The 12,875-nt window shown below is 36.9% G+C and carries 12 protein-coding genes; 3 read left to right on the forward strand and 9 right to left on the reverse strand.

Annotated features, from left to right (window positions below; genetic code table 11):
• Positions 1-3: 3 nt before the first annotated feature.
• Together ACZBKJ_RS06755 and ACZBKJ_RS06760 are read right to left on the reverse strand one after the other, a co-directional pair.
• Positions 4-678 carry a trimeric intracellular cation channel family protein gene (locus tag ACZBKJ_RS06755; RefSeq protein WP_463200214.1) on the reverse strand — a complete coding sequence of 225 codons (675 nt, stop codon included), beginning with the start codon at positions 676-678 and terminating at the stop codon, positions 4-6.
• A 50-nt stretch (positions 679-728) separates the two neighbouring features.
• Entirely contained in the window at positions 729-1,466 is a 738-nt protein-coding gene (locus ACZBKJ_RS06760; RefSeq protein ID WP_463200215.1) for a radical SAM protein, read from the reverse strand.
• 176 nt (positions 1,467-1,642) lie between these two features.
• On the opposite strand from ACZBKJ_RS06760, the gene ACZBKJ_RS06765 reads away from it, so the two are divergent.
• Complete coding sequence (locus ACZBKJ_RS06765) at positions 1,643-2,290, forward strand: PepSY domain-containing protein (RefSeq protein ID WP_463200216.1); 648 nt, start codon at positions 1,643-1,645, stop codon at positions 2,288-2,290.
• Positions 2,291-2,372: 82 nt separating this feature from the next.
• Here ACZBKJ_RS06765 and ACZBKJ_RS06770 read toward each other — a convergent pair whose 3' ends face one another.
• Entirely contained in the window at positions 2,373-3,260 is an 888-nt protein-coding gene (locus ACZBKJ_RS06770; protein ID WP_463200217.1) for a LysR family transcriptional regulator, read from the reverse strand.
• Between the two features lie 197 nt (positions 3,261-3,457).
• Here ACZBKJ_RS06770 and metE point away from each other — a divergent pair, with 197 nt between their 5' ends.
• Positions 3,458-5,713, forward strand: coding sequence for a 5-methyltetrahydropteroyltriglutamate--homocysteine S-methyltransferase (gene metE / locus ACZBKJ_RS06775; RefSeq protein ID WP_463200218.1), 2,256 nt, complete (start codon positions 3,458-3,460; stop codon positions 5,711-5,713).
• 276 nt (positions 5,714-5,989) lie between these two features.
• On the opposite strand, the gene ACZBKJ_RS06780 is transcribed toward metE, so the two are convergent.
• From ACZBKJ_RS06780 to ACZBKJ_RS06805, 6 genes are all read right to left on the reverse strand, one after another.
• Positions 5,990-6,697 (reverse strand): hypothetical protein, encoded by a 708-nt coding sequence (locus ACZBKJ_RS06780; RefSeq protein ID WP_463200219.1) that lies wholly within the window; start codon positions 6,695-6,697, stop codon positions 5,990-5,992.
• A gap of 512 nt (positions 6,698-7,209) precedes the next feature.
• Positions 7,210-7,647: a DUF4149 domain-containing protein gene (locus tag ACZBKJ_RS06785; RefSeq protein ID WP_463200220.1), complete on the reverse strand. Its 438-nt coding sequence runs from the start codon at positions 7,645-7,647 to the stop codon at positions 7,210-7,212.
• A 141-nt stretch (positions 7,648-7,788) separates the two neighbouring features.
• Entirely contained in the window at positions 7,789-8,184 is a 396-nt protein-coding gene (locus ACZBKJ_RS06790; RefSeq protein WP_463200221.1) for a DoxX family protein, read from the reverse strand.
• 160 nt (positions 8,185-8,344) lie between these two features.
• A complete protein-coding gene (locus ACZBKJ_RS06795) occupies positions 8,345-9,553 on the reverse strand; it encodes an alpha-hydroxy acid oxidase (protein ID WP_463200223.1) in 1,209 nt (402 codons plus the stop codon).
• Positions 9,554-9,587: 34 nt separating this feature from the next.
• Positions 9,588-11,336 carry an L-lactate permease gene (locus tag ACZBKJ_RS06800; RefSeq protein WP_463200224.1) on the reverse strand — a complete coding sequence of 583 codons (1,749 nt, stop codon included), beginning with the start codon at positions 11,334-11,336 and terminating at the stop codon, positions 9,588-9,590.
• A gap of 277 nt (positions 11,337-11,613) precedes the next feature.
• Positions 11,614-12,018: a thioredoxin domain-containing protein gene (locus ACZBKJ_RS06805; protein WP_463200226.1), complete on the reverse strand. Its 405-nt coding sequence runs from the start codon at positions 12,016-12,018 to the stop codon at positions 11,614-11,616.
• Between the two features lie 171 nt (positions 12,019-12,189).
• Here ACZBKJ_RS06805 and mtgA point away from each other — a divergent pair, with 171 nt between their 5' ends.
• Positions 12,190-12,837, forward strand: coding sequence for a monofunctional biosynthetic peptidoglycan transglycosylase (mtgA, locus tag ACZBKJ_RS06810; RefSeq protein ID WP_463200251.1), 648 nt, complete (start codon positions 12,190-12,192; stop codon positions 12,835-12,837).
• Positions 12,838-12,875 lie beyond the last annotated feature (38 nt).

Below are 12,875 nucleotides of genomic sequence, written 5' to 3' on the forward strand. Positions count from 1 at the left end.
TCACTATAAATAGTGTCTTTTAAGCAGTTTTTTTAAGTTTAGTGATGGTAGGTTCCAATTATAACTAATTGCTAACATTCGTACCACAAACACAACCAGCATCATAACCAGCTGGCTGATATTGTCACTAAAACTAAAGTATTTAAGCAAAAAATACATTGCTGAACCAATGATGCAGGTACTAAGATAGATTTCTTGTTGCAAAACCAAAGGAATTTGATGGCAAATCATATCACGCAAAATCCCGCCTGCCACGCTGGTAATGACTGACATTAAAACCGCTATTAATGGGTGATGATAGGATAATGCAACTGTTAGCCCAATCACGCTAAAAGCAGACAGTCCAATGGCGTCAAAAAAACGAATCAGCCAATCTACTGATTTATTAACAGTTTGATACCAATTGGTGGTGATTTGGGTAATAATGGATGTAATGGTAATGACATAAACATAGGTTAAATCCATTATCCAAAAAAGCGGATAACGATTTAGTAAAATATCTCTTAATGTGCCCCCGCCAATACTGGCAACCATAGAAATTAAAATACAACCAAAAAAATCCAGATTCTTTCGAATGGCTAAAATTGTACCTGCAATGCTGCACGCCACAATCCCCACTATATCAAAAACATCAATCAGCAGGTCTGCATTAAGTAGGTGAACATTGAATAAATACATAGTGTTAATTTAAATGGATGATAAATAATTTAAATGGCTTTAGACTGTCATTATTTGCCTTTGGCGTCTGCCCAAATAATTTTATGCAGCTGCAAACCAAAACGAACAGGTAGAGCATCGTCTAATATCCATTGAGCAAGATTTGCAGCAATATTAGGTACATTGTTACTGCTGTGGTGATTATCTATATTAGGCACTTCAAACATGGGTGAAAGCCAAACTACCCCACATTTTTTGTCTAATTGGTGGTTAATAACTTTTTGTTTTGCCCAATCGTAATCTTGTCTATCAGCAATGACGATTTTAATTTGGTCGTGCGGGGTCAAGTAATTTAAATTTTCCCACAGATTCTTATTTTCTTCTCCTGATGATGGGCTTTTTAAATCCATTACTTTTGAGACTAAGACAGGAACATCCTTGACAGATAATGCGCCTGACGTTTCCAAAGAAATTTCATAACCAGATTGCAATAACATATCCATTAAAGCAAAAGCATTTGGCTGCGCTAAAGGTTCGCCACCAGTAATGCATACACGTTTACAAAAAAATTGCTGAATGTGCGTTAAAATATCAGGTAACGACCACCTTTGACCACCTGTGAATGAATAGGTGGTGTCGCAATAATGACAACGTAGAGGACAGCCTGTTAAGCGAATAAAAATCGTTGGCAATCCCATGCTTAAAGCTTCACCTTGCAGTGAATAAAAGATTTCTGTTAAGCGCAGCCCTGCATTTGGGTCAGTTGTAGGAATTTGTGTGTTTCGCAAAGGAATGTGATTGCTTGACATATTTAATATAAAAAATATAAAAACCAAACATTATAAGTGATTTTGATAAAAATTGGTATGTTATCAAAGTAAATTAAATCAATATAAAAGCTAAGTATCTGCTAAGTTTTGTTTGTTATAATGACCAAAAGATGAGCAATAAATTAAATAAGCAACACACCAAAATGGAGGAAGTTATGAAATTGTATCTTAAAACATTAACGTCAATGGTATTAGTAGGTTTGTTAGTTACTGCTTGCTCAAGAAATGAACAGCCTATCGTTATTGACCAAACACCAATATCAGCCCCACCATCTCAACATGTGCAAAATATGCAAAATCCCCAACCAGATTCGGCAGCTGTCACCCAAAATAATACGGTAGATAATGCAGTAAACAATGCGGTACCACAAATAACAACAGTTGCGACCGACCAAATGCAAAGTATTAAAAATGCGATTCTTGTCGCCCAAAATCAAACCAAAGGGTATGCTACAGATTTTGAAATCCAAGGCGGACACTTAGGTAGTGTCTATGAGATTGAAACGTTTAATGGTGGACTTGAACACAAAGTTTTGGTTGATGCAAAATCAGGTCAAGTTTTATTTAGCCGCGCAGAACGTGAGTTTAAAAGAAAAGGACAACCAGCTATTAGTTTGGATAAAGCCATCGAAATCGCCCAACAATCAGTGGCTGGTCAGGTTTTTGATGCTAGTTTAGATCGAGAATATATTGGTTCTCACTATGAAGTTAAGATGATAGGCGCTGATGGGCAGCCTCACGAAGTCGTGGTTGATGCCCAAACAGGTCAAGTGCTACAATCTTTTGTAGACTATGATGACTAATGATTGATTTAAAAAAATACCACAATTTGTGGCATTTTTTATTTATTAACGTTAATTCATGATATGAAATTGGTTTTATAATTCAAGGCTTTACCATTTTTTCTAATAGCTGTAAAAAGCCTTTAATGTATGCCATATCTTGACTGTGAGTTCGTACTGCTGCGTAGAGTTTACAATATACTCCGTCGCCAAGTTTACGAGATACTATCCATCCTTTTTTCTCATACTCATTAGCAATCCAGTCGGGCAGTGCTGCAACCCCTCGTTCACTGGCGACCAGCTGAATTAGCATGGCGGTAATTTCTGTGGTGCGAATGTGTTTTGGTTGAATGTTGTTAGGTTTTAAAAAGTGAGCAATAATGTCCAGCCTTGCCTCTTCCACAGGATAAACAATCAGTGTCTCTTGAGCCAAATCTTGAGCGGATATCATGTCATAACTAGCAAGCTGGTGTGCAGGCGACAATACCAAACGACTTTCATAGGTAAATAAAGGATGATAAGTGATACCATCTACTGGTAAATCACTTGCAGTAATTAGTAAATCAATTTCACCATTTATCAACATCTGATGAGGCTCAGGCTCAAAACCTGTCGCAAAATCCAGTTCCACATCACTGTAGTTTTTACGGTAAACATTTAAAATCGGCATCAGCCAATCAAAACAACTGTGACATTCACTAGCAAGACGTAATCTGCCGGCTTGACCGTGAGCCAGTCGTTTTAGGTCAAATTTAGCGCGTGCAACTTGTGGCAAGATATTATCTGCAAGTTGTAAAATTCTTTTGCCAGCAGGCGTGAAACTGACAGGACGAGTTTTACGATTGACCAATGTAATATCATAATAACTTTCTAACTCTTTTAATTGATGAGAAATCGCTGATGCAGTTAAATTAAGTTCATCAGCAGTCAATGCTAAGGAACCAAGTCGCGATAAAGTGGAAAGCATTTGTAGATGGCGAATTTCTAACATAATCAAAAGTTTTTTAAAAGTTAGTCAATAGTTTAGCATATTAATTAAAAATTTTCATCTTAAGATGAAAAAATTGATTTTTATTCATGATAAAACTAAGGTATGATATAAACATAAAAATTATTCATTATATTTATATAAAGATGAATTTTTTTAAATAAATTGCTCTTTTTGATGTTTATTTTTAGGTAGTTATCATGACAGTTCAAACACATATTTTGGGTTATCCCCGCATTGGCGACAAACGGCAGACTAAATTTGCCTTAGAAAAATATTGGGCAGGTAAACAAGACAAACAAGCCACTTTAGCACAAATTCAAGCGGTATTTGATACCAATATCAATGACCAAATTGATGCAGGATTATCTGTGGTTACTACAGGTGATTTTGCTCATTATGATTTGGTTTTAACTCAAGCAACCGCTTTTGGAATTGTGCCGACACGGTTTTCTGGAGCAGAAACTCTTGATACTTTTGACCGTCAATTCTATTTTGCCAGAGGTCGCGACCACACAGGGCAATTTTCTGATACTGCCGCCTTACAAATGACTAAATGGTTTGATACCAATTATCATTACCTTGTACCTGAACTTGCTGAAAATCAAAGTTTTGACCATACTGATTTTAGTCAAATTCTCAAACAAGTTAATGATACCAAAGCGATTTTAAATAGTAAAGGCGTTCAAAAAGAACTTAAAGTAGTTTTGGTTGGACCTTTGACATTTTTATACCTTGCCAATTCCAAAAAAGCAGATAAATTGGAATATTTAGATGCGCTATTGCCAGTTTATGCTGATTTGCTAGGCGAATTGGGTGATAACGGCGTAGATTGGGTACAGCTTGATGAGCCAATTTTATCATTGGACTTGGATAATAAATGGCAACAGGCTTTTGAAAGAGCGTATAATGGATTGCAACGCACCCCACCAAAACTGATTGTTGCCAGTTATTTTGATACGCTGGGTAATAATTGTAATGTTGCTTGTAATTTGCCTGTTAGTGGTATTCATATTGACGTTACGCGTACAAGTCAGCCCAAGCAATACGTAACCCAAGTTATTGACCATTTACCAACACATAAAATTTTATCAATAGGCGTTGTTGACGGGCGTTCTGTATGGACAACTAATCAAGTTTTAACCCAAGAAATTTTAGCCAAAGCTTATGCAAAACTTGGTGATAGACTTTGGGTTGGCAGCGGCTCTAGTCTTCTGCACTTGCCAGTGGATTTAACCCATGAAAATGTACCAGAAAACCTACAAGGCAAACTGGCTTTTGCTAAACAAAAACTAGCTGAAGTTGTTTTATCTGCCAAATTAGCAACAGGCGAAGCGGCCGCTAACCAAAATGCCACTCAAATTGAATTAACTGCTTATGCTGATGGTGCCAAAGTACGAGAAGGTAAATTTGATGAACGTTATGCTAGTCAACAAGCAAAATTAAACTTGCCACTGTTTCCAACCACAACCATTGGTTCATTTCCCCAAACCCAAGAAATTCGTAAAGCTCGTGCCGACTGGAAAAAAGGCAATTTATCGGATGAATTGTATCAAAAAGCAATGCAAGATGAAATTCACCGCGCTGTTGATGAACAAGAAAAATTGGGCATTGATGTTTTGGTGCATGGCGAAGCCGAACGTACTGATATGGTGGAATATTTTGCTCAATACATGGATGGATTTTGGGTATCGCAAAATGGTTGGGTGCAAAGTTATGGCACTCGCTGTGTACGCCCACCAATTGTTGTTGGTAATATCAGCCGCCCAACAGCAATGACAGTAGAATGGACAAAATTCGCTCAGTCATTAACCAATAAACCGATGAAAGGCATGCTGACCGGTCCTGTAACAATTTTAAACTGGTCATTTGCTCCAAGTGATAGCGCTACTCGTGATATTTTACGTTTGCAAATTGCTGAAGCGATTAATCAGGAAGTCAGCGATTTGCAAGACGCTGGTATTGGTATTATTCAAATTGATGAACCTGCTTTTCGTGAAGGGTTACCTTTAAAAGAAGCGGCAAAAAATCGTTATTGGCAACAAGCAGTTGCGGCATTTAGACACGCATCAAGTTCAGCTTATCCTGTTACGCAAATTCATACACATATGTGTTATTCTAGCTTTCATGACTGTTTAGAACATATCTTGGCAATGGATGCTGATGTCATCACTATCGAAACAGCCCGTTCTGGTTTACAGCTTTTGGATGCTTTTAAAGAAAATGGCTATCATAATGCTATTGGTCCCGGCGTTTATGATATTCACAGTCCGCGTACTCCAAGCGCTCAAAACATGCAAGTGGTCATTGATGAAGCCATAAAGTACATTCCAAAAGAGCGTTTGTGGGTAAATCCTGATTGTGGACTAAAAACTCGAGGTTGGTCAGAAACTATTTTAGCGCTCCAAAACATGATGGACATGACCCAAAAGGTTCGTGAAGTATATGGCAAATAAATGAGGAAAAATTATGTGTGATGCTTGCAATGTTCATGAAGACGATGAATTTGATTATGATGATTGATAATCACTGATAAAAAAACCGCTTATTAATGGCGGTTTTTTTATTTATGCACTGTTAATCTTAGACTTTGTTTTCTTGATAAAACTTAGTGAAAATGATTAAGAGGTTCAAGCTTATACAATTTATTTATAACCAAAAGGATTAAAAAAAGAATCCATTAAAAAGGTCATCTAATTTCTTAGATGACCTATCCATTACAGGATGATTTGTTAGAAATAATAAGAAAAACCAACAGACGCCACAGGAACCACTCGCAAATCACCCGCTTTATCTTTAACTCGTTGACGTTCGCGCTCGATGTCGGCGGCAGTAGCGGCAGCGTCATTACCATTTGCTAGTAGCATTTTTTCATACAAACTATCACTAACTTGGAAACTGGTTTTTGGATCACCAACATACACACCTAAATCAGCATTAAAACCCCAGCTGCCGGCTTGTTTTGCCTTGGCGTTATGACCTAAGCCAATCCCAAAATAAGGCATTAAATCAGGATATTCGATTTTTGCATTTACAAAATCCTGTGAGCTGTCATAACTATAGCTTTTGCCACCAATTTTAATGGTGCCATTTGGACGGGTAGAGCGACCTTCACCATCAATTTTAATGCGTCCCATACCAACACCTGTCGTCAAACGAAAACCGCTGTTGGTCATTGGGAAATAATCAATGGCAATTGTGCCTTGAGTGGCTTTGACCTTGGCTGTGTACTCAATTTTATTTTGTTTAAAATCGCGGCTAATAGAGCCAAGTGTGGTAATATCGGCACGCACTGACACCTTATCGTGAACGCCTGCGCCAACACCAACACCAATACCGGGGATACCTGCCTTACCATAAAACTCCAAATTACTATCTGCCAAAGCGACAGCTGGAGATGCAATCAGGGTGGATAATAGAAGTACTTGTAATTTTTTCATCGTTGGATTTCCTCAAAAGGTGCACATCATTACATTTAATAAATATATAAAAAATAATCAATAAACTGCTTGATATATCAGGAAAAATTACAATAAATTAACTTTATTAACTTATCATTACAAGACATATCTATTTACTCTCATATTATTACAAAATATTACTTTACTTTACAATTGATTTTTTATATTGGGATGTTCTAAAAAATTGATTGATAATTAATCAATTGAATCAATCTTTTGATTTTAAATAAAAGGTCTTATGATTTTGAATCGATTCAGTGTTAAATATAAGGTTTTAAAGACATAAACACTTCATCTTTTATAATAAAGATAAGGATATAATAGAGGTTGTAAATTGATTTGCCTACCAATTTATTTAAATACAATAAAATTTGCGTTTGATGGTTTGTATTAATTATATATATTGTAAATAGGCAGTAGGCAACATGGGGCTTTTAAGGGTTTTATTTTGCTTAATTTTTTTGTTTGATTAATTTAGTTTAGCAACTAGATTAAATGGTTTTGGATGTTTTCCATACGGATATGACAGCTAATAGGGCACAAAACATAAAAATGATGCTAGAGATACCGTGCCATGCGCCAAACGAGCCGCCAAGCAAAGAAAGTAGCCAGTTTGTTGTGTTGTTTTTGTAGGCTTCAATTACGGGTGTTACTAAAAATTCATTGATACAAAGAAACAACCACAAAACAGCAGTCAATTTAGCAACGGATGCTTTAGTACGGTATTGTACCAAAAACACACCTGCCCAAATCACCAGCCCTGTCCATGATAAAATCCCAAATAAAATCCCAGCAATCTCTCCAGCTTGCATTTTTGGTAAATGTGAGAATAAAACTGGTGCAGCAATGTAACCAGCCATTATTTGCATTCCCAGCCATAGTGCTGCAATGATGACAATCAAGCGAGCCAAAATGTTTTGACGAATCATGATTTTTTCCTGTACTATTAGCGATAAAATATTCAGTTATAAAAAAACTCTATCATTTTTAGTGATAGAGTTTAACACATTTTTTTATCATACACCTATTTTAAGATTATTGATGCTAATCATGAATCATTATTGATGGTTTTAATTTATTTTTTGGTTTGTTAATAGACTATCCAGTGCCCATTTTCCACCACCGGATGTAGCAATGTATAGAAAAATAAAACAAAATAGCACTGCAGACTCACCACCATTAGCTATAGGAAACAAAATGGATTTTGAAGCATGAGCCATAAAATACGCCATCGCCATTTGACCAGACAAAATAAAAGCGGTTGGACGGGTAAACAGTCCCAGCATTAATAAAATCCCACCTAAAATTTCTAAAATACCAGCTACCAAGGTTAGACCAGACGGCGAGCCACCCATGGAGATGGGAAATGCAAAAAATTTGGCAGTTCCATGTAATAAAAATAGATAGGCACTAACAATACGTAAAATTGATAAAAAAACAGATTCAAGCCGTATAAAAATTGACATAACAACCTCATTAACTAAATTTGTAAATAAGGTTAGTATAAATCATTGATTTATCAAGATATAGATGCTTTGAATTAAAGAATAATTTCTTAATAGGAAAATATAATAAATACTGTTTAAAAAACAACGCCCAAAAAGGGCGTGTTTTTTAATGATAAGGTTACCAGCGGATGGGCAGTACGTGTGGTTCGGCAACTTTGAGATTTTCATAAGTGCCTTTAACAAAAATATCAGGATTGACATTATTGATATTGGTATGACCGCAAAATGCCATAGTAACATCACATTCTTTATAGATGATTTCTAAAGCTTTTCTAACCCCATCTTCGCCATAGGCACCCAAACCATATAAGAAAGAGCGACCAATCATTGTGCCTTTTGCGCCTAATGCGATGGCTTTTAAGACATCTTGACCTGAGCGAATGCCACTATCTAACCAAACTTCACATTTGGAGTTTTCTGCTTGTACGGCTTGTACACAATCAGAAAGGGCAGCAATTGAGCTTGGAGCACCGTCAAGCTGACGACCACCATGGTTTGAGATAACCATAGCATCAGCACCCGATTTGGCAGCTAAAACCGCATCTTCAGGCTCCATAATGCCTTTGATAATTAGTGGTCCACCCCACAGGTCTTTGATGCGAGCTACATCATCCCAATTAAGACTTGGGTCAAACTGTTCAGCTGTCCACGATGACAAACTGGATAAATCGCCCACGCCTTCAGCGTGTCCAACAATATTGCGGAATGTATGGCGTTTTGTTCCAAGCATGTTAAAGCACCACTGCGGTTTGGTCATGAGGTTGATGCAGTTGGCAATGGTAGGTTTTGGTGGAGCAGACAAACCATTTTTAATGTCTTTGTGGCGCTGTCCTAAAACTTGCAAATCTGCGGTTAAAATCAAAGCAGAACATTTAGCTTCTTTAGCGCGACGAATCAAATTTTCCATAAACTTTTTATCGCGCATCACATACAATTGAAACCAAAATGGTTTTACTGTATTTTCAGCAACATCCTCAATAGAACAAATGCTCATTGTGGATAAAGAAAAAGGAATGCCAAATTTTTCAGCGGCACGAGCAGCATAAATTTCACCATCTGCCCACATCATACCTGTAAATCCAGTTGGGGCAATCGCTACAGGCATACTGACATCCTGCCCAATCATTTTGGTGGCAAGACTGCGTCCCTCCATATTCACCAGCACTCTTTGACGCAATTTAATACGGTCAAAATCAGTTTCATTATTGCGATAGGTGGTTTGTGTCCACGACCCTGAATCTACGTAATCATAAAACATACGCGGTACTTTACGCTCAGCAACACGTCGCAAATCTTCAATTTCGGTAATTTTACTTAGATTACTCATAACATCTCCGATTAGGTTTGGTTAAAATAGGTTTTTATTTTTTGCTTAACAAGGTCAATCCGCCAAAAAATACGATGGGCCAAATAATTGCACCAATCCACCAACTGGCGCTCATAATAATCGCCATACCAATTAAGCCGCCTTGAATGATGTAGTAGGTCATGGCAATAAGAGTTTTGCGAATAATTAAACCTTCACGGTTTACCATGCCAACAACCGCACAAGCTGCCACAACGTTATGCACACTAATCATATTACCAGCAGCGCCACCGATTGCTTGTAAGGCAACCACTTTTGATGCACCCATGCCATCTAAACCAATTTGAGTGGCGGTGCTCCACTGAAAGTGAGAAAACATCATGTTAGAGATGGTGTTTGAGCCAGCAATAAATGCCCCCAAAGCTCCAATCCAAGGCGAAATTAAAGGCCATGCCCCAGAAAATAAATCTGCTGCCGCTGCCGCCAATACTTTTGGCATAGCTAAGATTTGTACAGCAGCGTCAGGTGAGGTGCCGGAGTTGATAAACACTTGCACCATTGGCACAGAAAATATCAAAGCAGGTGCAGCAGCCATGGTGGTGATGCCTGAGTCTTTCCAGCTTTTTTTGATGTCATTGCCTTTCATGCCAAAAATAAAAATGCATACAATTGAAACTAATAGTAACACAGTAGCAGGAGAATATAACAGTTGAGTTTTGTTACTGATGGTTGTACCAAAAATTTCTTGAAAGCTGATAACGGCGTGAGAATTCAACCAGTCTTTTAAAGGTTTGATGGTGCGTGTTGCAACCAAAATACCAATGACCATCAAATAAGGTGAGAACGCTTTAAAAACTGAAAATTTTACTTTTTCATTGGCATCAATTTCGGTATGTGCAAGGGTGCCTTTCCAGTCTTCTTCCCAATTATCACGGTGAGCAAAATCAAAGGTTTCTTTAGGTGTTAAAAAACCCATTTTAGCGGCAGGTACAACGATTAAAAGTCCAATTACAGAACCTAAAAGCGATGGCAATTCAGGACCTACAAAACGAGCCGTTAAATAGTAAGGTACGGTAAAAGCAAGACCTGCAAAAATAGCAAATGGCGCCGCTTTAAATCCTTCAGCAAATGAACGTTTTTCGCCAAAAAAGCGTGTTAAAAAGCAACATAAAATCAAAGGAATTAACACACCAACGGTTGCGTGAATAAAACCCACTTTTTCAGTGATAACCAAAATATAATGTGGTAAATCCAAACCAAACTTTGAGATTTCAGCAGCAACATCGGCTTTGTTTTCCAGTCCTGAATTTACTCCAATTAATAATGGCGTGCCAACCGCTCCGTAAGATACAGGAGTGGACTGAATAATAAGAATAGCCATAACACACGCCATTGCAGGAAAGCCTAGCGCTAACAATAGAGGCGCTCCCACCGCTGATGGTGTGCCCCAACCAGTTGAACCTTCAATCAAGGAACCAAATAACCAAGCTACAATAATCATTTGCACGCGGCGGTCAGGTGAGATACCCATAAAACCTTGTCGAATGGCAACAATGGCTTGACTTTCTTTTAGGGTGTTTAATAATAAAACTGCCGCAAATACAATAAATAAAACGTTTATCGCTGTTAATACACCGTGAACGGTCGCAGCTGCCACCTGAACACCGCTGGTTTTCCAGACAAATAATGACAATAAAACAGTAGTTAAATACGCCACGGGCATGGCAAATTTAGCAGGCAGTCGCATTACGACAAGCAGTAGAAAAACCATGATAATCGGCAATAACGCCAAAAAAGCAAGCATAGGCACTCCTAGTAAGCCAGATGGCAAACTTCGTTTAATTTTAAATAAATATTCGTTAAATAATCGTTACAAACGGTTAATTTTACTGTTTTATTTTATAAAAATAAATAGCAAATTTTATCAAATAAACTGATAAACAAATATCATTTTAAGAAAAATAAAATATCAAAAAATAAAAATATAATTTTTTTTGTTTTAAATCAATTTTTTTTAAAAAAATTAAAATGAATAAAAATAATATTCATAAACATTTTTACTCAGTCCTTTCCAAATTCTATCAATAATTTTCTAAAAATACAATATCCATAATTCCGAAGGGGTAGCATAAAATTTTTTGTGGCGTAATAAAAAAAGGAATAATTGTATAAATTTCATTCATTAACCACTCATCAGCATCTGCTAAATCTAAGACTGTAAAGGCAAACGGGTGCGTTTTTTGAGCGGTTAGTAAAATATTTTTGGCATCATCACAAAGATGGCAGCCATCTGTTCCAACCAGATACTTATTTTGGGGGTCTAAATGTGTTTGTGGATTTAGATATTTTAATAAAGTTTGATAAAAAATCTGATAGCTTTTTTGAGGTAATTTATTGGCAAAAAAACGATTTTGGCGTAAGTTTTGCAGTTGATGAATAAATAATTCATTTTCGGTAACTTGATTAAGTAAAAGTGAGTTTGACATAAAAAAAGACACTCATAAAGACAGAAAAATAAGGTACAATAAAACCAAAACTGATAAGGAAAAAAGCAAACTGTGAAAAAATCAACACCTGAAAAATCCAATCATGATAATAAGTTAGCACCTATTAAGCCAGTTAAAAAAGGTTTTTTGCCATGGTGCTGGCGTTGGCTGATTTCACCATTTTTGACATTGTTTATTAGTTTTCATTTATTGGTGGCGATCATGTTGGCGGTGTGGGCGTATTTTCCCGTTTCTAATTCCATGTTTATGATAAGCCATCGTTTATCGGGCGGTAGCGTTACCCAAACTTGGGTAGATTATGATAAAATCGCTACAGGTGTCAAGCAAGCTGCGATTGCTAGTGAGGATGCCAAGTTTAGTCATCATCACGGATTTGATTGGCAAGGTATAGAAATAGCAGCAAAAGCCAATGATAAAAAAGGAAAAATTTCCAAAGGCGGTTCAACCATCAGTCAGCAATTGGCTAAAAATTTATTTTTATATAAAAAACGCTCATATATTCGAAAAGCAGAAGAAGCAATTTTAACAGTTATGATTGAAACGTTTTGGGAAAAACGACGTATTTTGGAAGTGTATTTAAATGTGGTTGAATTTGGTCATGGTATTTATGGTATAGAGGCTGCCGCTCAACATTATTATGGAAAATCCGCCAAACAGCTGAATCGGCAACAGTCAGCGCGTCTGATTAGTATGTTGCCCAATCCAAAATTTTATGAAAAAAATTTGCAGTCTAAACGTTTGCGCAACAAACAGACGATTATTTTAGGGAGAATGAACAGTGCCGTTTTACCGCAATAACATGTTTCATATTTTTACAAATCATTTATCCGTTTCAA

The sequence above is a fragment of the Moraxella sp. I5G genome (assembly GCF_055193055.1).

Excerpts from the sequence above, each read along its gene's own strand:
- ACZBKJ_RS06755 (WP_463200214.1), bottom strand. The coding sequence starts at position 678 with ATGTATTTATTCAATGTTCACCTACTTAATGCAGACCTGCTGATTGAT.
- ACZBKJ_RS06760 (WP_463200215.1), bottom strand. The coding sequence starts at position 1,466 with ATGTCAAGCAATCACATTCCTTTGCGAAACACACAAATTCCTACAACT.
- ACZBKJ_RS06765 (WP_463200216.1), top strand. The coding sequence starts at position 1,643 with ATGAAATTGTATCTTAAAACATTAACGTCAATGGTATTAGTAGGTTTG.
- ACZBKJ_RS06770 (WP_463200217.1), bottom strand. The coding sequence starts at position 3,260 with ATGTTAGAAATTCGCCATCTACAAATGCTTTCCACTTTATCGCGACTT.
- metE (WP_463200218.1), top strand. The coding sequence starts at position 3,458 with ATGACAGTTCAAACACATATTTTGGGTTATCCCCGCATTGGCGACAAA.
- ACZBKJ_RS06780 (WP_463200219.1), bottom strand. The coding sequence starts at position 6,697 with ATGAAAAAATTACAAGTACTTCTATTATCCACCCTGATTGCATCTCCA.
- ACZBKJ_RS06785 (WP_463200220.1), bottom strand. The coding sequence starts at position 7,647 with ATGATTCGTCAAAACATTTTGGCTCGCTTGATTGTCATCATTGCAGCA.
- ACZBKJ_RS06790 (WP_463200221.1), bottom strand. The coding sequence starts at position 8,184 with ATGTCAATTTTTATACGGCTTGAATCTGTTTTTTTATCAATTTTACGT.
- ACZBKJ_RS06795 (WP_463200223.1), bottom strand. The coding sequence starts at position 9,553 with ATGAGTAATCTAAGTAAAATTACCGAAATTGAAGATTTGCGACGTGTT.
- ACZBKJ_RS06800 (WP_463200224.1), bottom strand. The coding sequence starts at position 11,336 with ATGCTTGCTTTTTTGGCGTTATTGCCGATTATCATGGTTTTTCTACTG.
- ACZBKJ_RS06805 (WP_463200226.1), bottom strand. The coding sequence starts at position 12,018 with ATGTCAAACTCACTTTTACTTAATCAAGTTACCGAAAATGAATTATTT.